Source organism: Wolbachia endosymbiont (group B) of Villa cingulata, assembly GCF_964028285.1.
Classification (GTDB): domain Bacteria; phylum Pseudomonadota; class Alphaproteobacteria; order Rickettsiales; family Anaplasmataceae; genus Wolbachia.
The window spans coordinates 1,222,854-1,246,280 of record NZ_OZ034766.1 but is presented as its reverse complement, the minus strand read 5'-3'; the positions used below and the strand labels follow the sequence as shown (position 1 = coordinate 1,246,280).

The following is a 23,427-nucleotide window of genomic DNA, read 5'->3' as shown; positions in this document are numbered from 1 at the left end:
CTACTTTGGCAAGGCAACCGGACTATCGCTCATCGAACGCAAATAGCTGACTAGATCTGCAATCTCTTGTGGATTAGAAATACCTGCAAATGCCATACGTGTACCTTTTATGTAGGCTTTTGGATTTTTTAAAAAAGCAAATAACTCCTCATATTCCCATTTCCCACCTTTTTCAAGTAGTGCTTTTGAGTAATTGAATGAGCTGCTAAGATGGGCCTTTTTATTTCCAACTACGTTCCATAAGTTTGGCCCCACTTTATTCATTCCACCTTTCTCAAAACTGTGGCAAGCTATACATTTTTTTGCTGCTGACTTCCCCTTTTCAAAGCTAGCATTTTGCATGAGCTCTCCAATATCAAGTGCCACTTGTTCAATCTTTTGTTGAGGCTCATTGCTGGCTGCTACTATTGTTTGGTGTTCAATTTTATAATCCTCTGGGTTATAGAGCATATCAACTACATTACTAACTATCATAATTATTAATCCAGAAAGTAAAATCGATGCTGCAATCTTATTAAGCTCCATAGTTAATTCTTATCAAGTAATGTTACTTAAATTATGCAAATATTTTCGCAAACAGCAAACAATTACCTTTATTATACCAAAGATAGAAATTTCTATTACTTAGTTAATAGACCGCAATTCTGCTGCTGAGTAACTCCGTGGTCCAGTCACATACTGGTCCGGAATAATATATTCAAATAGATTTCCTGCAAACCTGTCTACAATGATTGAAACTGGAACCACTTCTATAATGTTCGTTTGCTTGACCTAAGATTCAGGAGCATTTAAACTGAATTTTATAAAGTACTAGAAATGATAGGAAATCTAAGAGGAATAGTTGATGAGGTGTGTAGCGATCACATAATCCTGAATGTGAATGATGTTGGCTACATAGTATATCTTTCAGCCAAAACTTTAAGTGCTTGTTCGATTGGAAGTAGAGTAAAATTACTTATCGACACTTATGCAAATAGCAGAGAAAACGTTACTCAGCTATATGGCTTTATAAGTAAAGAAGAACAGCAGTGTCTGCGTTTATTAGTTAAAGTGAGCGGTGTCAGCTATAAAACCGCAATGTCAATTTTGAGCAAATTAACTCCAGAGCAACTGTTTTTGGCAATTATAAATGAGGATAAACTAGCACTTAAGGTGAGTGGACTTGGCCTGAAACTCATAAATCGAATTATTACTGAGCTGAATGGCAAAGTAAGTAAATTAGAGACAAATAACAATCATTTTCACTCAATTAGTGAAGATGCTCTTTCAGCTTTGATCAATCTTGGATATGAAAGAACAAAAGCTTATGATACAATAAAAAAAATAGAAGATGAATCACCAAACTTGGACACTAAAGATATTATTCGTATGGCGCTTAAAACAATATGAAGTCAATATCATGTAGTAAGGAATACTCTGAAGATGTACGTAATTTAAATATCAGGCCTGAGCAACTTGATGATTTTATCGGGCAAAAAGACTTAATACAAAATTTAAAAGTGTTTATAAATGCTGCACAGACGAGAGCTGAAGCTTTGGATCACGTATTGCTCTATGGTCCTCCAGGGCTTGGTAAAACAACTTTAGCACAAATTGTCTCTAAGGAATTAAGGGTTAGCTTTCGTGCAACTTCTGGTCCATTGCTTAGTAAAGCTGGGGACTTAGCTGCAGTGCTCACTACTTTAAATGCAAAAGATGTTCTATTTATCGATGAGATCCATAGATTAAATCGTAGCATTGAGGAAGTTTTATATACTGCTATGGAAGATTTTTGCCTAGATATACTAGTAGGTGAGGGCCCATCTACCAGAACTTTAAGAATAGATTTACCACCATTTACACTGATTGGGGCAACAACACGGCTTGGACTGCTTTCTGCACCGCTGAGGGATCGTTTTGGTATTCCCCTGCATCTTGAGTTTTATTCTTTTGAGGAACTGGTTGATATTATAAAAAGAGGTGCAAGAGTTCTTTGTGCTGAAATCGAAAAGGATGCTGTGCAGGAAATTGCCTGCCGCGCCCGTGGTACTCCAAGAATTGCTTTGAGATTACTCAGAAGAATAAGAGATTTTGTTGAAGTAAAAGATGATAAAAAAATTACCTGTGAAATTGCCGGTTCTGCACTATCAAAATTGGGTATAGATAAAATGGGACTAAATAAATTAGATATGGATTATCTGAGATTTTTGTTTAACACCTCAGGACCTGTTGGAATTGACACCATATCTATTGCACTATCTGAAGATGTTGGCAATATTGAAGAAACAGTAGAACCTTATTTAATCAAGGTCAGTTTCGTAAAGCGCACACCAAGAGGACGTGTTTTAACTGATCAAGCAAAGGAATATCTCAGCATTAATTCAGTGGTATGCTAGTATTATACTATATTTTATAACATTGTATAGTATTACACTAAACATTATAATATTCTTTTATTATATGATTTGCAGGTGTTTTAGAGGCAAATAAGAAAGTCTTCATATGTTCTTGAAAAATTACGTAATATATGCTAACCTATATATAGTATAAATGTAAAAATATCAATAAGTTATTGATATTTTTTAAGATTAATACTTATTAAATACTTCATATTGTAAGATTGAATTATTGTGTTTTATAGACTTAAGATAAAATGGTAAAAAGCTTTCTCAACAATTATAGAAATAGTAATTCAATTAATGGAGAAAAAGCAATGGAAAATTTTTTAATCAATAACAACGAAGAGGACGGTAGCTCAATCTTCATTAATCGAATCAGGGAGCAAGATCTCTCTGCAGAGCAGAAGCTCAATGAATTAAAAGGATTCATGGAGGAGCTTGCTAGGAAAGCTGAGCTCAAGAGAATAGAGCTTGAGCGTCAGGCTGCGAGTTGCATTGATGAAACATTATCTCAAGTAGAGCTACAGATACAAGATAATGAGGATTACTTTACTGATAATAATCAAGGGGTATTCGCAAGTTTCTTTGAATCCCTCTTTAATCTTTTTGAAGTAAATGTAGATCCGAAAGTCTACAAAATGCTCAAGGAGAAGAAAGAGAAAAATCTGCTTCTTTCGATAATTAAGTTTTTGCGTGATAAGCTTAAGGAATTAGTTAAAAAGATCTTCAAAAAAGATTTAGATTTAAGTTGGGATAAAAGGCTAGACAAAGAGATAAAAGAATTGCAGGAGAAATTACTCAGTGGTGGGTTATCTCCGGAAGAGGAAATAGCAATACTCGAACGTTTGCAAGCGTTGCAAAATTTAAAATTGAAGCTTCAAACTTTTCTCGTGGGCTCAGTCATTGCAATGTTTGCAGAAATTTTTGCAGTTGATTTAGCAGCAGTAGTAGAGCAAGATGTAACTGAGGAAAAAAGAGACAAAAAAGCAGAAAAAACAGAATCAAAAGAAGTTCGTCAAGAAATAGAAACAAAAGTGAATGAAATCATACCAATTTCCCTATTTAATTTTTCATCTCAAGTTCCAATGCCAATTGTTCTAGACAAGCAAGAACGTGCTCTTTTACCAAAGCCTGTAGAAAAATTAGTAGACACTCTACCTAAACCTGTTATAAGTCACAAAAATAGTGAAGTACAAAAACTGGAAAAAATGAATAAAGAAAAGAAAGAAGCAAAAGAAGAGAAAAATGAAAAACCAAAATTAGCTGTCTGTCCACCCGCTCCACAGCAAAAGGAACACAGGAGAGTTAGAAGAAACAACACAGAGATGAATGCTCAGGGGAGGAAACGCAAGAGAGCAGAATCTTCTGCCAATAGTCAGCAAAAAGCTGCTAATGCTGCTGTGGAACTGCCAGGAGGATTAACTGATGGTGTAAGAGTTGAAAACCACGCTTCTTCAGTTAGCAAAGAGAGAGGTGTGTAAAGGTTTTCTTTAATTTGCGTGTGATTTTGGAGTGCTTTTTTTTAGTGTGTGCTGCTCATCTTTTTGTCATGCCAATTTTAAAAGAGTGTCATTCAAGTAGCCCTTTGAGGAGAGTAGACCGGCGGAACTTCCCCACCAGTCTCTCGCAGAACTGCACGGAAACCTCTCGGCTTATACAGCTCCCATTATTTAGCCTTTTGATCCTAACCCAAGTGTCCAATGATAGAAAATACTTGGAGACCTCTTTCTCACTTTTCCTAAAAATTGCTTTGCTAGTCTTCCGTGATCACGAAGTTTCTTATATTTTGTCCTGACCCATCTTATGAGGTATCTCTCTATATTCCTGAGAGATGGATACATCTCTGATTTATAAAACCTGCCATAGTACTGAAACCAGCCTCTGACTATTGGATCTATTTTCTTCGATATTTCCTCTAGTGTGGTCCATGTAATCCGATGTATTCTCCATGACTTTATGGTTTTCTTGATCTTCTTCTTGGCTTTGTTACTAATTGCAGGTAGAAATGAGATGAAATAATTCCTCATCTTATTCTTTGCTACTCTAGGTCTAAAAGTATAACCTAGAAAATCAAAGCTTTGTTTAGGAAATTGTTCTTTTCTATCATCATCCTTACTGTACACAATCTGTGTCTTTTCAGGATGTAACTTCAATTTACACTTAGCCAATCTTTCTTCAATCATTACTTTCATAAATCCTGCCTGTCTTTTAGTTCTGCAGTGCACTATCGCATCATCTACATATCTTTCAAATGGTACTGTTGGATAATTTTGTTTCATCCACATATCAAACGCATGGTGCATAAATATGCTTGAAATGATTGGGCTTATTGAACCTCCTTGCGGAACTCCTTTATCCCTTGTTACCCTACTGCCATCTGCTTGCTGAATGGGGGCTTTCATCCACCTCTCAACATACAGTATGACCCATTTGCAGTCTGTGTGTTTCTTGATAGCCTGCAGTGCTAAATCGTGGTCCAGATTGTCGAAAAACCCAGATATATCAAGATCTACCGTCCAATCATTTTTCCAACATCTCTTCCGTGCTGTGTATACCGCATCCAGCGCAGACTTATTTGGTCTATAACCATATGAATCTTCGTGAAATTTCGGTTCTACTAACGGCTCAAGATACATTGTAGCTGCTGTTTGCGCTATCCTGTCGAATACTGAAGGCACACATAAAATTCTTTGCCCTCCTGTATCTTTTGGTATCGCAACAGCTTTTACCGGCTCTGGAAAATAACTTCCGGATGACATCCGATTGGCTTTGTTGCATAGGTCAAATAAAAAGAACTGGCAGTTACTGACAAAATTCACTATAAGACAAGCATTTAACCTACTAAAGAAAAATATGCCACAAAAAATGAGAGTCAGTAACTGCCATGAATATAACAAATTTCTCCAAGAGAGGGGAAATATTTTTTATTACGTCAATGATGCCATAGAAAATTGGTACGAAAAAGGTCCAAAAATGGCTGGTGGCAACTATATTTATAGCGATAAGGTCGTGATTCTGGTTCACATAATAACTTGTTTATTTAGAATAGGTCTGAGACAAACAGCGGGATTTATAGCAGGGTACCTTGAGCAAGTAAGGAAAAACTTGCAAGTTATTAGCTATTCCCAGGCCTCAAGAAGGCTTAAAAAACTTAACATCAAAATTAATGATCGAAGACATGATAAAAATAATACAGAAGATATTGAGATTGCCATAGATAGTACTGGAATAAGCATCTACAATAATATTCCAGGTCATAGCAAGGCAAATGGTACAGATAGAAAGTATCGCCGCTATGAGCAAACAAGAAAACTGCATGTAATGCTAGAGATAGGTAGCAAAAAAGTTATAGCAGCAAAATACAGTGGCGGAGTTTATTCTGACCACTATGGAGCATGTGATCTTATTGCAAGGATTGATGTTAAATATAATATAAGCACACTATATGCAGACAGGGCATATAATCGAAAGAAGTTATACAAACTGTGCGATGAGCTTGACATAAAGACAAGGATTCCTCCGCAAAATAATGCAGTAGAGCATCCAAAGTTGGATTATATGGATGAGAGAAATTCTACAATCAAGCTCATAAAGTCATATGATGAAGATGGTATGAAGAGGTGGAAAAAAGAGATAAATTATGGGAAGAGATCTTATATAGAAAGTTTTTTCTCGCGACTGAAGCAAACATTTGGGTTTAGTTTTAGAAACAAATCTGAGGTTAATCGTGAGAGAGAACTGCTACTCAAGTGTTATTTGCTTAACAAATTTACTGATATAGGCATGGCTAAATTTGAGATAGCTTCATGAATTTATTCCACGTTACCTACTATCCGAAGAGTGATGCAACAAAGCCCATCCGATTCCATAATTTGTATAGATTATCCTTTAGATTTTCTTCAAACTTTGTTATCGAGACCTCATCTACACCTGCTGCACCTTTATTTTTCGATACTTGTTTATAAGCTCTCCAAATAAGTTGCTTCGGTATATCAAAAGACTTTGTTTCATTCATTAACTCCTCCCTTTCGGTTGATAAATAATTAAAACTAAATAACTTAGCCCCTTCACTCCATTTCCATTACAGAAACTTCTTCGCTACTACGAGCTAATCCGCCCCTGTTTTTCGCATCGGTACTCTCATCCTCAGAGATCAGCTCTTTGGACTTCTCCCTTTTCATCGAAACGACAGGTTCCCGTAGTTCCATGCAATAGCCTAAAATAGATTCACGCCACTTTTATGCCGGACGCCACCTACCCAGTAAACAAGCTCCCAGTAGATTCATCCCAGGTTAACGACTACCCCCTGGTTTTGACGTCGTCTCTACGCTTTCGACACTTCATCAGTGGTTCACTTGCGTTCGTCTCTCTATTTCATACATGACACATAATTGTGCCTTTTCCATAACGCTCACTACCTTAGCTCTTTACCAAAGCAGCTTATGGCTGTTTGAAGCCTGCTCTTGCAAACCGGCTCCGAGGGGCCCTCCCTCATCTACTGCACAGCTTCAACACTTTCCGTGTTTCTACGGCGCACCATCATCAGCATATCTTGCCCACTTTATACTTGGATATTCTCTCCTCATCCATACATCAAAACTATAGTGCATAAATAGTGACCTTACCCAGAAAAAGTAGACAGAAAGTTAAGACGTTTTTGAAGTAAAATAAAACGTTTTTTCAAAGAGGTGTGGTATGACAAAAAGAAAAGAATATACAGCAGAATTCAAAATTGAAGCTATAAGACTAGTAAAAGAAACAGGTCAATCATCAGCAAAAATAGCAAGAGATTTGGGTATTAGCGGTGATTCATTAAGCAGATGGGTAAAAACATACAATGATAGAATGTCTGGAGTAGATGCGTTTCCAGGAAAAGGGAAAGTAGCTCATTGTGACAAAGAAAAGTTTGATTTAAAGAAAGAGCTGGCAAGAGTAACGAGGGAAAGAGACATTTTAAAAAAAGCCCTGGGATATTTTGCAAACCAAAAAGAGTAAAATATTCTTTTATAAAAGAACATAAAAAATGCTATAAAATACGGGAATCATGCAGATTTTTGAACGTATCTGCTTGTGGTTATTATAAATGGATTACTAAGGAAAAAAACAACAAAAAATCAATAAGAGAAGAGCTCATACAAGATATTCAGAAGGTATATCGAGCATCACAATGCAGATACGGAGCTCCTAAAATTCACGCTGAATTAAAGGCTTTAGGTAAAAATTATAACATCAAAACAGTGCAAAATGTTATGCAGAAAAATGGCATTCAAGCTAAGCTTAGACGAAAGTTTAAAAGTAAAAAACCACAAATAGACAATAGAGTTATAACTCCTAACATATTAAATCAGAATTTCATCGCTGATCAACCTAACAAGATATGGGTAACTGATATTACGTACATAAAAACTAATGAAGGATGGTTATATTTGGCAGCAATAATAGATTTATATTCACGCATGGTGATTGGCTGGTCAATGAGTAATGCAGTAAATAGGCAATTAGTTATAGATGCGTTATTCATGGCTATTGGTAGGCGCAAATCTGCTAAAAATCTACTATTTCATAGCGATCAAGGATCGCAATACACCTCTAAAAATTATCAATTTTTACTAAGTACAAAAAATATTACTTCTAGTATGAGTCACAAAGGTTGTTGTTATGATAATGCTGTTTCAGAGAGCTTTTTTAGTTCACTTAAGAGAGAGTTACTCATTGATACTTCACAACACTCTGCACAACAAGCTAAAACCGCAATATTTGAATATATAGAAATTTTTTATAATAAACAGCGTAGACATTCTACTATTAACTATTGCATTCCTGAGCTTTTTGATTCATCATTCTCATAGCAAAAACGTCTTAACTTTCTGTCTACTTTTTCTGGGTAAGGTCACTGTTTCTAAATTTATATGTTCTTGAATATTCACATCAACCTCCAAAAAGTTATCAAAATTTTCTAAGTTATAAAATAAGGATATGGACCTGGTCTATTGTCGTGCTCATACCCAAAAGAATTAGGGTTAAAATTATAAAAATTTTTGCATGTGCTATTTTCATACGATATGCAACCAACATAACTATTGCCTAACTTTTTTACTGCGAAATAGGTATCTTGTGCTTTCAAGCTCTCCATTTCATGAAAAGGGAATAACTCGAATGTATTGCTTATACGAGTAAATGCTGAAAGGATATCATTCAATATGCCAACTTTTCCACCAGTTAAATTATATACCTGAGCGCTCCTATATAATTTGTATATATATCTTGATTCTTTAAACAAATAGTCTCCTATTTCTATTTTGAGTCTTTTATCAGGTGAACTTTTAAGATCTTCCAAAATAAAACTGACATTTTTGCTACTAATTATGTCTTTTGGATCTATTAAAACCTTCCTATTTTCTAGCCGTGCATTATAAATACTACATCTTTCGGGATTATATGCGTTAACATAGAAACCATATGTGTAATTCCGGGGTATAAGATCAATAGTAGCTATGATAGTAGCTTTGCCATCATAGTAATAATAATAAGGTTTATCAGAAGTAGTAACTAAAGCGAATTTGTAATCATTTCCTACCCTTTCTAGCTTTAATTGTAGCCCTTGATATAAGTCGTTTAGTATACTTACCACGTCATGCTTCGAATCCCAAATTTGAAAACTCAGATCAAAATTGGTATCGATGATAATGTAAGATACACTAGGCAGGCTAAATGTTGTTTTGTGATTTAATCTTATTTGTGCAGGTACCCTACGACCAATTCTATTATTACAATCCTTTTGTGGAATATCTTCTTTTTCTAGCTTAAAACGCATCTCCACCTCCCTTTGCGATTAGATATAATTAATTTATGGGTATTAATTATTGATTAATAATGATGATAAGTAAATATGATTACGCTTTATACTAATTTAGTTATAAATTAATTTGTGAAAGAAACTTATCCTTTTTAAACTGATTATAAAAAGGCTTTGTATTACCCAGTTTCTTACCACTACAGCTCTTTCATCTTATAGATGATATCGTTCCAGTCCTTGATACTGAAATCTAGTTCTTCCATAATCCCGTTGGAGACGTTTTCAGTATAGGGATAAATTTTATTAATCTACAGAAATACCCTTACCCTCAGGATAAAGAAGCTAGTTAAATTTGTCAAGCAGTTTTTTCATTACCAGCTAGATAAATGGCTACTTCTTCAATTTGATTGAGGTGAAAAATTGATTGCCGTTGCGGTAAATAAGCAGCATTACTGAATCTTTGCCGTCTTTTTTTACTGCTGAATCAATTTGTTTTTGAAAATCATTAGTATTTTCAATATCGATTCCATCTAGTTGGATAATTATATCACCTCTCTTAATAACACGTAGTGTAGAATTACTACTACTATCTACACTAGTAACTACTACACCCTTTGTGGGTGCATTATTTTTTAGTTCTTTTGGCAAATTTGAAACGGTTAAACCACTTATATAACTAGATGTTGATTTATTTTCTTCTTGATTATTACCTGAATCATCATTTGTAGATTCCTCGATTGCAACCTTGATATTGACTTCTTTACCTTTTCTAAGTAACTTAACCTGTACTTTCTTTCCGGGCTCAGTTCGTGAAACCATATGAGGTAATTGCGTCATTCTATCAATTTTTTTGCCGTCAAACTCTAATAGTATATCACCTACTTTGATTCCTCCTTTCTCTGCAGGACTGCCCTTTACTAAGCTTGCAACTAATGCACCTTTGATATCTTTTAAACCCAAGGATTCAGCAAATTCTTTTGTTATAGGCTGAACTTGCACGCCAAGCCAACCATGTTTTATTTTTTTACCACTTTTTAATGTGTCAATAATTGAAATAGCTAGATTAGATGGTATAGCAAAGCCTATACCCACGTTACCGCCAGACTCAGATGGGGAATAAATAGCAGTATTAATACCTATAACTTTTCCATTTAGATGAAATAGTGGTCCCCCTGAGTTACCTCTATTAATTGCAGCATCAGTTTGAATAAATTCATTCATAGTACCAATACTAATGTCTCTAGATCTTGCAGACACAATTCCTGTACTTACAGAGCCACCCAAACCAAAAGGGTTGCCTATTGCAATAACTGTATCACCAACTCTTGCTTTATCAGAATTACCAAATTCAACAAAAGGAAGATCTTTATCAGAATTAATCTTAAGCACAGCAAGATCAGTTTTTGCATCATAGCCTAAAACTTCTGCTTTGAAATAAGTATTATCATTCATAGTAACTGTAATATCTTGGGCATTTTTAATAACGTGATAGTTGGTTACTATGGTTCCACTTTTATCTATAATAAATCCAGACCCAAGTAACGTCACTTCTCTATTAATGCTAGGAGCTCTATCAAAAAATTGATCAAAATGCTCGAAAAATTCTCTAAAGTCATCAAAGAAATTATTTCTTGGCGTAAAGGGAATTTTAGTTCTACTGTTATTTTCTTGCTTAACTATTTGCTCACTTGAAATATTTACAACTGCGGGAATAAGTTCTTCCACTATATCAGCAAGCCCTTTATTACAACTACATACAGGATCTGCAACTGTTTTTGCAAACAGATTAGCATATGAAGAAAATGAAATTAAAAAATATGCAAATATAGATAAAATAAATGCTTTACTTTTCATAAACTATTTCCATCCCTTGTTCAAAATATCTAAGAAATTATTATTTGGTGAAAGCACAAATTTAGTATTACCCTCAGCAAATGATTTACTGTAAGCTTTCATAGAGCGATAAAAGTTAAAAAACTCTTCATCAACCTTGAATGCCTCATTATAGATTCTAGTTGCTTCAGCATAACCACGGCCTCTTATTTCATGTGATTCTTTTACTGCACTAGAGACAATTCCCCTTTTTAATTTATCAGCTTTTGATCTAATTTCTTGTCCAGCTTGTTCTCCTTCTGCTCTAATTTCTTTTGCTTCCTTTTCCCTTTCAGTTTGCATGCGGCGGAATATTGCAGAACTATTTTCTTCTGGTAGATCTGCTCTCTTAATTCTTACATCTATTATTTCTATGCCAAATTTTCCAGCTTCAGAATAAACTCCACGTTGAATTAATTGCATAACTTCTGATCTCTTTTCATTCAACAAACTAATTAATGAAAATCTTCCTATATTCTCCCTTATGTGAGCTTCTATGACAGGATATAATCTTCTAACTAGCCCTGATTCATTTTTCACAGTTTGATAAAAAATAATAGGATCTATTATTTTATATTTTGCATAAGCATCTACTATAATACGCTTTTGATCTGCAGTTATCACTTCCCTTGGAGTTTTATCAGGACTTAAATCTAAAATTCTCTTATCAAGAAATTCTACGTTATTTATAAATGGCAATTTAAAATATAAACCACTGTCCCTAACATCTTTTACGACTTTACCGAGTTGTATAACTATTGCTTGTTTTGTTTCTTGAACAACGAAGATTGAATTAGATAATGCAATCAATAACGCAACAAATACAAAAGCAAAAACAATTTTAATATTACTACTCATGACTATTTTCCTAGATTTGTAAGGGGTAAATAAGAGAACATACCTTTCAGATCGTCTGTTATAACAAACTTATCTACCTTGCTAAAAATATTTTCCATAGTTTCAAGATAAATACGATTCTTAACAAGAGAAGGATTTTGTCTATATTCTTCATGAAGAGATAAAAAGCGATTTGCATTACCTTTTGCTTCATTTATTATTTCATTCTCGTATGCTTCTGCATCTAATTTTATCTTTATTGCTTCACCTTTTGCACGAGGTATAATATCATTACTGTAAGCGTATGCTTCGTTTATGGTACGCTCCTTATCTGCGCGAGCACTTTGTACATCCCTAAATGAGCTAATCACCTTTTCTGGTGGATCAATTTTTTTCATTTGAACGGATAAAATCTCTATACCCATTTGATATCCATCAAGAATCTGTTGCAATAAAATTCTAGTATCTCTGGAAATTTCAGCCCTGCCTTGACCTTCGAGTGCAAAAGAGATCGTATTCTTACCTATTATTTCTCTCATAGCACTTTCAGCAGCATTTTTAACGCTAAAACCAGGTTTATAATCCCGCACTTTGAATAAATAATCTTTAGCATCCCTGACTCTCCATTGGACCTCAAAGTTAACGTTGACTATGTTCTCATCTCCGGTAAGCATCACTCCTTCACCACGATCTGTATCTCGCCCATAAGAGCTGCTTATCCCAATTTCTTCACGATTTACTTCTTTAACGTTCACTTTAAAAACCTTGCCAATAGGGTAGGGGAAGTGATAACGCAAACCAGATGTTTCTGTATTGGAATATTTGCCAAAAGTAAGTTCTATACCTTCCTCACTCGGATGGACAATGTAGAAACCAGTACAAAAATAAAACAACAAAACAATGAAAATGATGAAATAAGGTTTTTTCCCTCTATTTCTGGTTAAGCCATTAAAAAAGCATCTTATATCAGACACAGCTTTACTTAAAATATCTTCATTACCTGGACCTGACGGTTTCTTTCCAAGATTCCAAGGATTACGCTCATCCATAAAAATTATTAATTGTATAACTAATACGCTGATATTACTTAATCTTATCAAAAAATGCAAAACTATTTTGTTTACAAATTAATGATCAGATTGAAGGATGTGATCATACACTTCCTTTTTTTCTATATCTTATGGTCAATTCTACAGAATTCTAGCTTTTTTTTGAATTCTTTATTGTCGTTTTTGATAAGTATCTTTAGTTGTATATTAATTATTAACATATAAAGACAATGCCTGGGATTTAGGAAACTTAATTTTAATCAAGTAGCTGCATAATAAATCATTGTCAAGTGATGGAATGACATTATCTACTATGCAAATTACCTGCAAATTAGAATGTTCAAACAATTGTGTATCTGAGTTTTGAGATGACGAAACTAGGGTTGTATAATCTATACATATTTGTGATAACTTCTCACCTTCGCTCAAATAACTTTTCAATATCGCTTAATTTCATTTCTATATAGGTTGGCCTTCCGTGATTACATTGTCCAGAATAAGGTGTCTTTTCCATTTGCCTCAATAATTCATTCATCTCCTCCAATTTCATCTTTCTGCCTGCTCTTATTGATCCATAACAAGCAATTGTGGCTAGTATTTTATTCACCTTATCCTCTATAGGTAATGTATCTTCTATTTCTGTTAGTCTATCCACTATATCAATGAGCATTCTCTTTGTGTCTACTGCTCCTAAGATTGCAGGAACTTCTTTTACTATGATCTTATTTTCTGATTTAATTTCAATCTCAAAACCCATCTCAAAAAGTTTATCTTTATAAGTTTTAATCATCTCCATTCCAGCTTGATTTTTGATTTCAACCATTTCAGGCAAAAGAAGTTTTTGTCTTTTTATACTTGATTTCTCCTTTAAGCACTCGTATACTAATCTTTCATGGGCTGCATGCTGATCTACTATAATTAGTTTGTCTCTTACCTCAGCAATAATATAAGTATTGTAGATTTGACAGTGTGCAAACCCAAGTGGATAGTCCCTTATTAGATCGGTTTGTTTCCTTTCCAAAATTGTAGTTTCTGCTCGTGGAGGAGATTTTTGCATACCAGTATAATCAAACGATTTTGAATGTTCTGATAAGCTTTTTGTCTCTATATTTGGAGAAGTAAATTCTCTCATTAACTGGTTTTCAAAAGGATCCGACCTTCTTCCATAAAATTCATTTTTAAGACTAGACCTACTAAAAGGATCTGATGATAGATGATTCGTTGTTGTTCCAGTCTGGGCCAATACAGTTTCTACAAGATCTATTCTCTTTGATAGCACTTTTATTAGCCCTCTTCTCACTATTTCATATATTAGCCTCTTGTTCTGAAACCTTACCTCTGATTTATTTGGATGAACATTTACATCAACTTGATCATACGGTATCTTTAAGTGCAGCGCTGCAAAAGGATATCTATTGTTTGGAATAAGGTCGTGATACGCATAACGAATTGCACCAATAAGTAGATTATCTTTAATTGGTCTACCATTAACAAATGTATAGATCTGAGTTGAATTGCTACGATTGACAGTAGGTTTACAGATGTATCCTGTAAGTCTAATGCCATCTTCTTCTTCACTAATTTGCAAAGAGTTTTCATGAAATTCTTCTTCTACTTCGCATAGCCTGCTAAATAATGAGGTCTGCTTAGCATACTTAAGAAGCTTCTTATTATCGGAGATAAGAGTAAACTCAATTCCATAATTGATCATTGCTAAGTTGTTTACAATATCAACAATGCTTTGTGTTTCTGCCCTTTCGGTTTTGAGAAATTTTAGTCTATTTGGTGTGGCAAAAAATAAATCTCGTACTTCAATATATGTTCCTATCGATAAAGGATAAGGAACAAGCTCTCCTATTTTTTCTCCCCCCTCATACTTTATAGACCATGCTTGATCTGCTTTGCTTGCCTTAGATGATAATTTTATTCTGCTTACTGCTGCAATTGAAGGCAAAGCTTCTCCTCTAAAGCCAAGATGCTTGATCTCTATCAATTCACTGTCACTCAATTTTGAAGTAGCATGGCGCATAAACGCAAGTTCTAAATCATCCTTTTTTACTCCGCTACCATCATCGATTACAGTAATGAGGTTACGCCCACCACTTTCTATCTTAATTTCTATCTCTGAGCTTCTCGCATCTATTGCATTTTCCACTAATTCCTTTACCACACTTGCAGGCCTTTCTATTACCTCTCCTGCTGCTATACGATTTATGGTTTTTGTATCTAAAAGAACTATTGCCATTATAATGTTGGTTTTTCTTTTACTGCTTGAGTTTGCTCCTCTCTCCATTTTTTTAATCTATCTGCAATTTCACTATTAGAAATCGACAATATAGATGCAGCAGTAATAGCGGCATTGCATGCTCCACTCTCTCCTATAGACATTGTTGCAACTGGAACACCTTTTGGCATCTGCACTATAGATAATAGACTATCTAGCCCATTTAATTGTTTGCTATGCACAGGAATACCGATAACAGGTAAATAAGTAAGCGATGCAGTCATACCAGGTAAATGAGCCGCTCCTCCTGCACCAGCTATAATAACCTTAAAGCCTTTTTCTTGAGCAGACTTAGTAAAATTAAAGAGTCTCTCTGGTGTTCTGTGTGCGGATATTATAAATACATCATGTGAAATTTCCAATTCTTTTAATAGGTTAATAGCATGCACCATAGTGCCATAATCCGACTCGCTTCCCATAATTACAGCAACATCCTTTTTCATTTTTTCTGTATTAGACATGATTTTATTTACTAACCAAATAGTATTTCAGAAGCAACAGATATTTAAATTAAATTACGAATATGATATAGCATTCTCATTAAATAGAAACTTTAAAAATTGAAATGAATCCCTATATTAAAATATAGAGGTATAAATTTCGGATATTAAGGGTCTATTCATAATCTTTTTAGAAGCAAAGCGGTGGAAGCAAGAAGACGATTTGTAAGCTAGTATTGAATTTTGCTTATCACAATTGTCTACACTTTTCTATAAGAGTATTTAGAGACTTACCTTTTGACAATACGGCAAAGATCTCTACAGTTAAATCCTTTTATTTGTTTCTTTGCAACTACTTTTTTATATATGTTTCAAAACACTTTCTTTACTTCCGCTATGTTTTTTACTTCATTTATTAAAATAATCTTGCCATTTTGAAAACATTGTTGATTCACTGAAGCCACTTTTTAGGACCTGTAACACTATGTAAAATACATCCTAAATCTTCTTGATTTTGTTTCTTTCTACAGAACTCTACTCAGTTTTTCTCCTACTCATCTTGCTCTGTTTTCATAATTTACATACTCTATCTCCGGCTTTATTCCTTTCTTGAGATCATGTACAGTCTCTAAAACGAGTTTGTAAAATGATTATTTCTGTATTTTAAACTTTGCAATTTCAACTTATTCTCTTTAATAGTAAGTTTTTTACAAAATAATAGTTTGAAATTACTAGTATTTTGATAAAAATTATAGTCAATTTAAAATTTTGAGTATCAGATAGTTATTGACAAGTTATATACTATTAATATATTGGTATGTTAAATATTATGATATAATATTTAATAAAGCTAGTTGGTATGTGAGAGTAAAAATTATGGAAACAATATCATTAAACAATCTGGATAGTGAAGCAATAAAAAAAAAATTGCTTGGCATAATAAGTAAAATTATAGGAAAAAATACTTGGACTCAAGCTTGTGCGGCTGAGAAACTTGGTATTGATCAACCAAAGGTGTCACAAATTAAAAGTGGTAAGATAAGTGGTTTTTCTTTAGAGAGACTGTTAGGTTTTTTGAAAAAGCTTGATCATGAAATAACAATTACAATAACAGAAAATCAATCAGTAAAAGCTAAAGAAGAAAAAGTAGAATGTAGAATTGGATCTCAATAGATCTGAAGTTGACATCTTATTTTTTGTGATATAGTATAAAGCTTATCAAGGTAGTATTTTATGGTTGAGTCTATTGTAGAAAAGTGTGTAGAACAGGTACACAACCGTTTTAAGTTGGTTCTGCTAGCAAGTCAAAGAACGCATGATTTGAGTACAGGGGCAAGCGATCCCGTTGAAATGGTTAAGTTTAAAGATCATAAGGATACGATAGTTTCTTTATATGAAATAGCGGAAAAGAAGGTGAATACTCATGAGTTGTTTAACCTTTTGGTCAAAAGGTGCAAGGAGCACATGAAAGGAAACACAGATAATACTTATATTAATAGTCCAAGTAAGCTAGCGAATTTGTTAAATTTTTCTGATCATCAACTTAACACAGGTCTGGATGTAAGTCAAGAAAGCCACGATGATGAAATAGATGATCAAGATAGTGGTGAAGAAGTACCGATTTAGAAATCTGCAGAGGTTATAATAGTTTATAAATGATTAGTATTTCTATCTATGTCCTTTTGTTCTGTATGAGTGTAATGTTATGTTGTATAGTATTTAGGTCAAGTGATGTTTACAATAAGATTTTAGCATTCAATAATTTATCAACACAATTAGTTTTACTCATAACAGCAATATCGATTGTTCTGAATGATTTCTTTTTAATTGATATAGCATTACTATATGCTAGCATCAGCTTTATATCAACTATAGCGCTAATGAGATTAATGTTGTTTTGATAATTTATGGTAGCATCCATTCTCATATTTTTAGGTGTTTGTTTAATAGTCATTTCAAGCGTAGGAGTAGTAGTATTTCCTGATTTCTATACTAGACTACATGCTGCAGGTATTGCAGATTCTAGTGGCGCAATGTTGTTGTTGATTGGTTTTGCTTGGCAAAATGAATTTTCAATCAATACTATTAAAGTTATATTATTGATTTTTATAATATGGATAGCCAATTCAACTAACAGTTATATTTTAGCGCGTACTTATTATAAAAGTAAAGACTATTAAAGAAGGTTAAGATGCTAGAAACACTGAATCTAATATTACTTTTGCTGTTACTCACGGTTACAGTTTTTATAGTTCTTTCGAAACATTTGGTTGTAAGTGCTGTTCTAATGTGTGTATTTAGTGCACTTATTGCACTTATGTACTTGATTATGAATGCGCCAGATGTTGCAATTACTGAAGCTTCTGTTGGTGCAGGATTGAGCACAGTCTTTACGTTTGCAGCACTCTCTTTGGTAAAGAATTACAAAGCAAATTTATCTCATAGCCCCACAACACTTTTTTTTATGTTATTTTTGACTGCATGTTTATCATACTTTATGATTCAATTACCAGATTTTGGCAGTCATAATGCTCCAGTTCACTTGCATGTTGCTCCTTATTATGTAGAAAGTACTGAAAAAGCTATTGGTATTCCTAATATAGTGACAGCTGTTTTAGCAAGCTTTCGTGGCTATGACACATTTGGAGAAACTATAGTAGTTTTTACTGCTGCACTTTGTATAATGTTAATATTAGAAGAGAAAGAAAGTGATTAAAGATCCGGTATTAAGTGCAGTAACATTTTTGATGATACCTTTTATCATTTTGTTTGGTTTATACATACAGTTTCATGGTGACTATACTCCAGGTGGAGGTTTTCAGGCGGGAATAATTATTGCTTCTGGGATAATATTATATTCTATGTTATTTGATATACCTACAACTTTAAAAGCAATACCTTACTCTATTATCAAATTTACTAACGTACTAGGTATTTTAACCTATGGAGGAGCTGGTATTATAACAGTTTTATTTGGCCAAAATTTTTTATCCTATAGTATATTGTCAGCTGATAGTAGAACAGGTCAAAAATTGGGTATTTTCTTAGTGGAGCTGGGTGTATTGCTTACCGTTTCTTCTTCCATGTTAATCATATATATAAATTTTGCTCGCAAGAAAAAACAATGACTCTATATAATTATGTAGGCATTACTATATTAATGGTGCTAGGTTTCTATATCATTGTAAATGATAAAAACTTAATCAAAAAAATGATGGGATTAAGTGTCTTACAAGCATCTGTTTTGTTGTTTTACATATCTTTAGGGTATGTAAAAAGTTCTTTACCTCCTATATTGACTTCAAATTTTCACTTATATACCAATCCTATACCTCACGTCTTAATGCTTACTGCTATAGTGGTTGGAATTGCAACATTTTCAGTTGGATTGTCCATAGTAGTAAGAATAGAGAGATTAGTTGATTAAGAAGAGTGTGAATAAATTGATAGTATCTTAAACTATATGAAGTAGCAAGTAACTATAAATTAAGAATAAAACTATAAGCTTGCTAATTGTAAGTTTATTTGATAAATAAGAAATAAAATTATAAACTGTAAAGGTAATGATGTCAACTATTAATGGTACGGAAGATAGGAAAAAGATCATCAAAGATCTTGTAACCAAAAGTATAAGAAAGGGCGGTTTTATCGCTTTTGATGATATAAATGATAAGTTGTCAGATGAAAATTTTTCAACTGATTTTATAGATGATACTATAGCTTTATTGCAAGACTCTGGAATTAACATACTCGAAAGTAGTGAAGATGAGGAAGAAGCTCCTTCTAATGATGATGGTAATAAGCTTGATGATGATGAGACATCGTTGAATACTACTACAACTTTAGTGCAAAATGATGATCCAGTAAGGATTTATTTACAGGATATGAGCTCTGTAAAGCTTTTGTCACGAGCAGATGAAATTAAGGTAGCAAAAAAAATTGAATCTGAAAAGCATAACATGTTACGTGCAATAATTGAAACATCAGTGGCATTCAAAATAATCAAAACATGGCGTGATGATTTAAGTGGTGGAACTTTTTTACTGAGAGAAATTATAAATCTGGATGCAATTTATAACTCTGATTTTAATATGGTAGACAAAGAAGAAAGTGAAGCTGAAGATGTTAGAGATTGTGTTAATGATGAGGAAAAAGGTAATGATGAAAAGGGAAATGAGAGTGAAGACATAAGTTCAGCTAACTTAAATATTTCTGTTCTTGAAATGGAAAGTGATTTATTGCCAAAGGTTATCACGGCATTGGATGAGATCATTGCTTTAACAAATGAAGCATTGGTATTGAAAAAAAATTCTAAAGATTTCTCTAATGAGCTAGAAAATTTATATAATCAAATATGGTCTGTAGCATTACAAATTCAGTTTAGTGATGCTGCTATTACCAGAATTACACAAAAACTTTACGAAATAAGTAGACTAATCACGTTTGAAGAAGCTAATCTTATTACTGAAGCTAGAAAGTACGGTATTGATAGAGAAAGTTTTTATAATGTTTATGATGATGTGCTTTTAGAGCACGAGTTTAGTGAAATAAGTTTTCTCAAGATTGATGAAAATCAATCTCTTTTTACAGGTGAATTAAAAAATAAATTCTTAAGGTTTATAAACGATAGCTATGAGTATATAGCTAGTGCCTTAAGCAATATTAAGAGTTATGTACAAGGAGATAAAGTTCAGGAGTTTAAGAAGGTAATCAAGAGAATACAGAAACATGAACAAGAAGTCTCTCAAGCAAAGCAAGAAATGATTAAGGCTAATTTAAGGCTGGTGATTTCGATTGCTAAAAAGTATTCAAAAAGAGGCCTTGATCTGCTTGATTTGATACAAGAAGGTAATATTGGTCTTATGAAGGCTGTGGATAAGTTTGATTACAAACGTGGGTATAAATTTTCGACTTATGGTACTTGGTGGGTAAAACAATCAATCACTAGGGCAATACCTGAACAGTCTAAAGTAGTTAGAATACCAGTACATATGGTGGAAATTATCAGTAAAATCAACAAAGCATTAAGAAAGATGACTCATGAAATGGGTAGAGAGCCTACATTAGAGGAATTGAGTATAGAATTGGCGATGCCGCTAGAAAGAATACGCAAAGTTATGAAGATAGCAAGAGATCCGGTAAGTCTTGAAGCTCCAACAGGAAAGGATGATAGTAGTACCTTCGGTGATTGTATAGAAGATAAGCGAGTTTCTAAACCAGAGGATGCTGCAATACTTGCCGACTTGCGTGGCATTACGACCAATGTTCTTGCAACTTTAACACCAAAAGAAGAAAGAATTCTAAGGATGCGCTTTGGCCTTGGTAAAGATGGAAAGGAGCATACCTTAGAAGAAGTAGGAAAAATTTTTAATGTTACACGTGAAAGAATTAGGCAAATAGAGGCAAAAGCACTACGTAAGTTGAAACATCCAAGCCGTGCTAAAAAACTTAGAGGTTTCTTTTAAGGCAGAAGGGCTGCTCAAAAAATAGGTAAAATTCAGCCAAAGTTCTATAATTTTACCCTATTTTTCTTTTTTTATAGGCTTTATAGAGCAGTATGATTAGATATTGAATGTTATGGCAAATAAAAATAATAACTCTAATTCAAAGTGTAAAAATTTTTGTGTTCTGGGTGATAGTTTATCTGATAATGGTGTAATTATTGAAATTTTAATAACTTATCCTTTGTAAGAAACGTGAAACTTAATGCCCCTTTTTATTAAGGAGGATTTTTAGCAATGACCTTACTGTTGTTGAATATGTAGCAAAGTATTTAGGTTTAGAAGAATTTAAGTCATCATGGAGATGCTCATTTTTTGATCGATACTATGAACGGCAAGATCATAACTATGCGATTTTATATGCAACAGCATCTGAAATTCTTAACCCTATTTTTTCTTATTTCCTCAATAAATTTCGTTTAGTTAATCAGCTAAACGCAGTAATTAAACATCATCCAGACGTAGGTAAAGGAGATTTTATTTTTCATTATAATCGAGGAAATAATATTATGGGTGCCACTGCTTATAACAATGTTAAAGCAGAAAAAGTATTGAAATAAAGCGGTTAGTGAAATATGTAATGCATTTGGTTCTAAATGAATATGGTGTAAAGCATGCGATTGTTGCAAATGTGACTGAGGTTGGTTTGATACTAGCTTTAATAAAGACGAAAAGCAAGAGAGCTGGCTGCAAAGCTTACACAGAGTTTCAATACAAAATTAGCTAATGATTTAGATTATATGAAGAAAGGTGCAGATCTTGAAATAAAAGCATTCGATCTTAACTCTAAAATGAAAAGTATGCTTGGTAAATATAAGAGCAAAGGGTTAAATGATCGAGATGCATACCTATCAAACATCGTAGACCAGTTTGGGGTAGGGTGATTTGGAAAAAGTATGAAGATACTATTGTTGATATTTAAAGGAAGGCTTGATACTTACTATAATTCTGGATGCAGCACAGAAATACTAAAGGATTATTTCTTTTTTGATTATTTTTATCCAACTGCAGAACCTTATTGTGAAGTTGGTAATGAAATGTATGAGTTGATAAAAAATTAGATTTCTTTTAAACATCTTTACGGTTTGTAGTAACTATCTGCGTAGCTGAATGGTAAAGGGAGGGGGGTAAACAAAGTAATCTAAAATATAGAGAAAATACAACGGTGCTTGATACATAGCTATTGCGATTTTATCCTCTTTTTGTCATTTTAGTGCTAGAATGACATTCTGCTAGTGAAGTTTATTCTTTGATATATTAACTATAAATATAGAGAAGTCTTACTAAATAAAAAGGTAAAAGGAACCTCTGAGTAGTGAAATTTTGACTCTATATTACTGTAAGTGGTGCTGTAATAATGTTCTAACAAGCGCGACTTGGCTGAGTATAGAAAAAATTTAAAAAACCGCTATAATTTTACGTAATCTGCCAATAAACACCTAAGTTTTTACTGGATTTTGTGATTGATCCTACAGTCAAAAACAAATTTTGAGTCATAAATACTTTTAGTGCCATAATAAAATAGGGAGGTTTGTCAAGTAAAGTTCTTTATTTCATCAGATGCGCTGCCAAATTGTTATGCAAGCAAGTTTTTTAGTTTTCGTATATCCGAAGTAATTCTTGTGCATTGGCCTTGATTAGAGTCGGACATTCTCTATCATTTAATAATGAATGCAATATTTCAATTGCACCTTTAATGTCGTTACTGTGTATCTTTAATATAGCGATAGCTTCTTGGCTTGAATAAGGGTACACTGCATTTGATTCTAAATTACTAATTTTATCTTTATTTGTTTTTTCACCGCTGGAGTGAAGTAAGCTCATTACTTCTAAGTATTGTGCTAACTCACGCAAAACATCAGGAGCATCTTTATCGTCTGCCAAATCATTATAAATAATAGATGCTGTGTCTGTTGGCATTGAATCTGAGATATGATTGAATGCGCGTTCAAAATTTGCTAAATACTCCCAATTTGAATCTATTTCTTCTAGCAGCGACTTATTATCTTTTTTTAAGAATAATACTTCGTAAAACTTGTCACCTGCAGTTATAGATTGTTTTGTGTTATCAATGTTGCGCAATAAGTATAATGTGATGCCAACTAACATTGGCGCGAGTGCAAGCAGAAAGATGTATTTTTTCATGGTAATATTCCAAATAGTTATATATTTATACATTAATGCTTTTGATTTGCAAAAACATATTGACATAGTGATTATATCACATAATAATATTCTTAAAGTTGTTTGAATAGTTGGAGATTAAAATA

At 33.4% G+C, this 23,427-nt stretch carries 28 protein-coding genes; 17 read left to right on the top strand and 11 right to left on the bottom strand.

Annotated features, from left to right (window positions below):
• Nucleotides 1-525: a c-type cytochrome gene (locus ABWU52_RS06425; protein WP_353276679.1), complete on the bottom strand. Its 525-nt coding sequence runs from the start codon at nt 523-525 to the stop codon at nt 1-3.
• Nucleotides 526-816: 291 nt separating this feature from the next.
• Between ABWU52_RS06425 and ruvA the strand changes: the two genes are divergently transcribed.
• The 3 genes from ruvA (at nt 817) to ABWU52_RS06410 (ending at nt 3,859) form a co-directional block, all read left to right on the top strand.
• A complete protein-coding gene (ruvA, locus tag ABWU52_RS06420) occupies nt 817-1,389 on the top strand; it encodes a Holliday junction branch migration protein RuvA (RefSeq protein WP_211907593.1) in 573 nt (190 codons plus the stop codon).
• The gene (gene ruvB / locus ABWU52_RS06415; protein WP_353276677.1) at nt 1,386-2,375 is read left to right on the top strand and encodes a Holliday junction branch migration DNA helicase RuvB; all 990 of its coding nucleotides are present in this window, start codon (nt 1,386-1,388) and stop codon (nt 2,373-2,375) included. The genes ruvA and ruvB overlap by 4 nt, the downstream gene beginning before the upstream one ends.
• A 257-nt stretch (nt 2,376-2,632) precedes the next feature.
• Nucleotides 2,633-3,859 (top strand): hypothetical protein, encoded by a 1,227-nt coding sequence (locus ABWU52_RS06410; protein ID WP_353276675.1) that lies wholly within the window; start codon nt 2,633-2,635, stop codon nt 3,857-3,859.
• Nucleotides 3,860-4,048: 189 nt separating this feature from the next.
• On the opposite strand, the gene ltrA is transcribed toward ABWU52_RS06410, so the two are convergent.
• The gene (gene ltrA / locus ABWU52_RS06405) at nt 4,049-5,137 is read right to left on the bottom strand and encodes a group II intron reverse transcriptase/maturase (protein ID WP_353276674.1); all 1,089 of its coding nucleotides are present in this window, start codon (nt 5,135-5,137) and stop codon (nt 4,049-4,051) included.
• 13 nt (nt 5,138-5,150) lie between these two features.
• Here ltrA and ABWU52_RS06400 point away from each other — a divergent pair, with 13 nt between their 5' ends.
• Complete coding sequence (locus ABWU52_RS06400) at nt 5,151-6,188, top strand: IS5 family transposase (RefSeq protein ID WP_353276237.1); 1,038 nt, start codon at nt 5,151-5,153, stop codon at nt 6,186-6,188.
• 19 nt (nt 6,189-6,207) lie between these two features.
• Here ABWU52_RS06400 and ABWU52_RS06395 read toward each other — a convergent pair whose 3' ends face one another.
• Together ABWU52_RS06395 and ABWU52_RS06390 are read right to left on the bottom strand one after the other, a co-directional pair.
• The gene (locus ABWU52_RS06395; protein WP_353276672.1) at nt 6,208-6,393 is read right to left on the bottom strand and encodes a hypothetical protein; all 186 of its coding nucleotides are present in this window, start codon (nt 6,391-6,393) and stop codon (nt 6,208-6,210) included.
• 52 nt (nt 6,394-6,445) lie between these two features.
• Complete coding sequence (locus ABWU52_RS06390) at nt 6,446-6,586, bottom strand: hypothetical protein (protein WP_019078704.1); 141 nt, start codon at nt 6,584-6,586, stop codon at nt 6,446-6,448.
• A gap of 487 nt (nt 6,587-7,073) precedes the next feature.
• On the opposite strand from ABWU52_RS06390, the gene ABWU52_RS06385 reads away from it, so the two are divergent.
• Both ABWU52_RS06385 and ABWU52_RS06380 read left to right on the top strand, forming a co-directional pair.
• Entirely contained in the window at nt 7,074-7,373 is a 300-nt protein-coding gene (locus ABWU52_RS06385) for a transposase (protein WP_064085359.1), read from the top strand.
• Nucleotides 7,349-8,227, top strand: coding sequence for an IS3 family transposase (locus ABWU52_RS06380; protein ID WP_353277659.1), 879 nt, complete (start codon nt 7,349-7,351; stop codon nt 8,225-8,227). Before ABWU52_RS06385 ends, ABWU52_RS06380 begins: the two co-directional genes overlap by 25 nt.
• 107 nt (nt 8,228-8,334) lie before the next feature.
• Here ABWU52_RS06380 and ABWU52_RS06375 read toward each other — a convergent pair whose 3' ends face one another.
• From ABWU52_RS06375 to purE, 6 genes are all read right to left on the bottom strand, one after another.
• Nucleotides 8,335-9,192, bottom strand: coding sequence for a hypothetical protein (locus tag ABWU52_RS06375; protein ID WP_353276670.1), 858 nt, complete (start codon nt 9,190-9,192; stop codon nt 8,335-8,337).
• Nucleotides 9,193-9,564: 372 nt separating this feature from the next.
• Nucleotides 9,565-11,028 carry a DegQ family serine endoprotease gene (locus ABWU52_RS06370; protein ID WP_353276668.1) on the bottom strand — a complete coding sequence of 488 codons (1,464 nt, stop codon included), beginning with the start codon at nt 11,026-11,028 and terminating at the stop codon, nt 9,565-9,567.
• 3 nt (nt 11,029-11,031) lie between these two features.
• Nucleotides 11,032-11,904 carry a protease modulator HflC gene (gene hflC / locus ABWU52_RS06365; RefSeq protein ID WP_353276666.1) on the bottom strand — a complete coding sequence of 291 codons (873 nt, stop codon included), beginning with the start codon at nt 11,902-11,904 and terminating at the stop codon, nt 11,032-11,034.
• Nucleotides 11,905-11,906: 2 nt separating this feature from the next.
• Nucleotides 11,907-12,932, bottom strand: coding sequence for an FtsH protease activity modulator HflK (gene hflK, locus ABWU52_RS06360; RefSeq protein ID WP_353276665.1), 1,026 nt, complete (start codon nt 12,930-12,932; stop codon nt 11,907-11,909).
• A gap of 415 nt (nt 12,933-13,347) precedes the next feature.
• A complete protein-coding gene (mutL, locus tag ABWU52_RS06355; protein ID WP_353276664.1) occupies nt 13,348-15,177 on the bottom strand; it encodes a DNA mismatch repair endonuclease MutL in 1,830 nt (609 codons plus the stop codon).
• Nucleotides 15,177-15,677 carry a 5-(carboxyamino)imidazole ribonucleotide mutase gene (gene purE / locus ABWU52_RS06350; protein WP_214249852.1) on the bottom strand — a complete coding sequence of 167 codons (501 nt, stop codon included), beginning with the start codon at nt 15,675-15,677 and terminating at the stop codon, nt 15,177-15,179. Before purE ends, mutL begins: the two co-directional genes overlap by 1 nt.
• Nucleotides 15,678-16,532: 855 nt before the next feature.
• On the opposite strand from purE, the gene ABWU52_RS06345 reads away from it, so the two are divergent.
• From ABWU52_RS06345 to ABWU52_RS06295, 11 genes are all read left to right on the top strand, one after another.
• Nucleotides 16,533-16,829 (top strand): helix-turn-helix domain-containing protein, encoded by a 297-nt coding sequence (locus tag ABWU52_RS06345; protein ID WP_211907726.1) that lies wholly within the window; start codon nt 16,533-16,535, stop codon nt 16,827-16,829.
• A 60-nt stretch (nt 16,830-16,889) separates the two neighbouring features.
• The gene (gene rpoZ, locus ABWU52_RS06340; RefSeq protein ID WP_353276663.1) at nt 16,890-17,282 is read left to right on the top strand and encodes a DNA-directed RNA polymerase subunit omega; all 393 of its coding nucleotides are present in this window, start codon (nt 16,890-16,892) and stop codon (nt 17,280-17,282) included.
• Nucleotides 17,283-17,311: 29 nt separating this feature from the next.
• The gene (locus ABWU52_RS06335) at nt 17,312-17,557 is read left to right on the top strand and encodes a monovalent cation/H+ antiporter complex subunit F (protein ID WP_353276661.1); all 246 of its coding nucleotides are present in this window, start codon (nt 17,312-17,314) and stop codon (nt 17,555-17,557) included.
• Between the two features lie 6 nt (nt 17,558-17,563).
• Nucleotides 17,564-17,836 (top strand): monovalent cation/H(+) antiporter subunit G, encoded by a 273-nt coding sequence (gene mnhG / locus ABWU52_RS06330; protein WP_012481981.1) that lies wholly within the window; start codon nt 17,564-17,566, stop codon nt 17,834-17,836.
• Nucleotides 17,837-17,847: 11 nt separating this feature from the next.
• Nucleotides 17,848-18,372: a DUF4040 domain-containing protein gene (locus ABWU52_RS06325; protein ID WP_211907727.1), complete on the top strand. Its 525-nt coding sequence runs from the start codon at nt 17,848-17,850 to the stop codon at nt 18,370-18,372.
• On the top strand, nt 18,365-18,784 hold the full coding sequence (locus ABWU52_RS06320) for a Na(+)/H(+) antiporter subunit B (protein WP_010404274.1): 420 nt from the start codon (nt 18,365-18,367) through the stop codon (nt 18,782-18,784). Before ABWU52_RS06325 ends, ABWU52_RS06320 begins: the two co-directional genes overlap by 8 nt.
• Nucleotides 18,781-19,083, top strand: coding sequence for a cation:proton antiporter subunit C (locus tag ABWU52_RS06315; RefSeq protein ID WP_211907728.1), 303 nt, complete (start codon nt 18,781-18,783; stop codon nt 19,081-19,083). The genes ABWU52_RS06320 and ABWU52_RS06315 overlap by 4 nt, the downstream gene beginning before the upstream one ends.
• Nucleotides 19,084-19,222: 139 nt before the next feature.
• Nucleotides 19,223-21,121 (top strand): RNA polymerase sigma factor RpoD, encoded by a 1,899-nt coding sequence (gene rpoD, locus ABWU52_RS06310; protein WP_353277753.1) that lies wholly within the window; start codon nt 19,223-19,225, stop codon nt 21,119-21,121.
• A gap of 616 nt (nt 21,122-21,737) precedes the next feature.
• Nucleotides 21,738-21,884 carry a GDSL family lipase gene (locus tag ABWU52_RS06305; protein WP_353276659.1) on the top strand — a complete coding sequence of 49 codons (147 nt, stop codon included), beginning with the start codon at nt 21,738-21,740 and terminating at the stop codon, nt 21,882-21,884.
• A 13-nt stretch (nt 21,885-21,897) separates the two neighbouring features.
• Entirely contained in the window at nt 21,898-22,041 is a 144-nt protein-coding gene (locus ABWU52_RS06300) for a GDSL family lipase (protein ID WP_353276657.1), read from the top strand.
• A 24-nt stretch (nt 22,042-22,065) separates the two neighbouring features.
• Nucleotides 22,066-22,218, top strand: coding sequence for a hypothetical protein (locus tag ABWU52_RS06295; RefSeq protein ID WP_029237694.1), 153 nt, complete (start codon nt 22,066-22,068; stop codon nt 22,216-22,218).
• A 532-nt stretch (nt 22,219-22,750) separates the two neighbouring features.
• On the opposite strand, the gene ABWU52_RS06290 is transcribed toward ABWU52_RS06295, so the two are convergent.
• Nucleotides 22,751-23,368, bottom strand: a complete 618-nt coding sequence (locus tag ABWU52_RS06290; RefSeq protein ID WP_353276655.1) for a hypothetical protein — start codon at nt 23,366-23,368, stop codon at nt 22,751-22,753.
• Between the last annotated feature and the right edge of the window lie 59 nt (nt 23,369-23,427).

Coding starts and splice junctions, on each gene's coding strand:
- ABWU52_RS06315 (WP_211907728.1), top strand. CDS start 18,781: ATGACTCTATATAATTATGTAGGCATTACTATATTAATGGTGCTAGGT.
- ABWU52_RS06395 (WP_353276672.1), bottom strand. CDS start 6,393: ATGAATGAAACAAAGTCTTTTGATATACCGAAGCAACTTATTTGGAGA.
- ltrA (WP_353276674.1), bottom strand. CDS start 5,137: ATGTCATCCGGAAGTTATTTTCCAGAGCCGGTAAAAGCTGTTGCGATA.
- hflK (WP_353276665.1), bottom strand. CDS start 12,932: ATGGATGAGCGTAATCCTTGGAATCTTGGAAAGAAACCGTCAGGTCCA.
- purE (WP_214249852.1), bottom strand. CDS start 15,677: ATGTCTAATACAGAAAAAATGAAAAAGGATGTTGCTGTAATTATGGGA.
- ABWU52_RS06385 (WP_064085359.1), top strand. CDS start 7,074: ATGACAAAAAGAAAAGAATATACAGCAGAATTCAAAATTGAAGCTATA.
- ABWU52_RS06375 (WP_353276670.1), bottom strand. CDS start 9,192: ATGCGTTTTAAGCTAGAAAAAGAAGATATTCCACAAAAGGATTGTAAT.
- ABWU52_RS06345 (WP_211907726.1), top strand. CDS start 16,533: ATGGAAACAATATCATTAAACAATCTGGATAGTGAAGCAATAAAAAAA.
- ABWU52_RS06290 (WP_353276655.1), bottom strand. CDS start 23,368: ATGTCAATATGTTTTTGCAAATCAAAAGCATTAATGTATAAATATATA.
- mnhG (WP_012481981.1), top strand. CDS start 17,564: ATGGTAGCATCCATTCTCATATTTTTAGGTGTTTGTTTAATAGTCATT.
- ABWU52_RS06410 (WP_353276675.1), top strand. CDS start 2,633: ATGGTAAAAAGCTTTCTCAACAATTATAGAAATAGTAATTCAATTAAT.
- ABWU52_RS06335 (WP_353276661.1), top strand. CDS start 17,312: ATGATTAGTATTTCTATCTATGTCCTTTTGTTCTGTATGAGTGTAATG.
- ABWU52_RS06425 (WP_353276679.1), bottom strand. CDS start 525: ATGGAGCTTAATAAGATTGCAGCATCGATTTTACTTTCTGGATTAATA.
- ruvA (WP_211907593.1), top strand. CDS start 817: ATGATAGGAAATCTAAGAGGAATAGTTGATGAGGTGTGTAGCGATCAC.
- hflC (WP_353276666.1), bottom strand. CDS start 11,904: ATGAGTAGTAATATTAAAATTGTTTTTGCTTTTGTATTTGTTGCGTTA.
- ABWU52_RS06390 (WP_019078704.1), bottom strand. CDS start 6,586: ATGGAACTACGGGAACCTGTCGTTTCGATGAAAAGGGAGAAGTCCAAA.
- rpoD (WP_353277753.1), top strand. CDS start 19,223: ATGTCAACTATTAATGGTACGGAAGATAGGAAAAAGATCATCAAAGAT.
- ABWU52_RS06325 (WP_211907727.1), top strand. CDS start 17,848: ATGCTAGAAACACTGAATCTAATATTACTTTTGCTGTTACTCACGGTT.
- rpoZ (WP_353276663.1), top strand. CDS start 16,890: ATGGTTGAGTCTATTGTAGAAAAGTGTGTAGAACAGGTACACAACCGT.
- ABWU52_RS06300 (WP_353276657.1), top strand. CDS start 21,898: ATGAAGAAAGGTGCAGATCTTGAAATAAAAGCATTCGATCTTAACTCT.
- mutL (WP_353276664.1), bottom strand. CDS start 15,177: ATGGCAATAGTTCTTTTAGATACAAAAACCATAAATCGTATAGCAGCA.
- ruvB (WP_353276677.1), top strand. CDS start 1,386: ATGAAGTCAATATCATGTAGTAAGGAATACTCTGAAGATGTACGTAAT.
- ABWU52_RS06305 (WP_353276659.1), top strand. CDS start 21,738: ATGCATTTGGTTCTAAATGAATATGGTGTAAAGCATGCGATTGTTGCA.
- ABWU52_RS06370 (WP_353276668.1), bottom strand. CDS start 11,028: ATGAAAAGTAAAGCATTTATTTTATCTATATTTGCATATTTTTTAATT.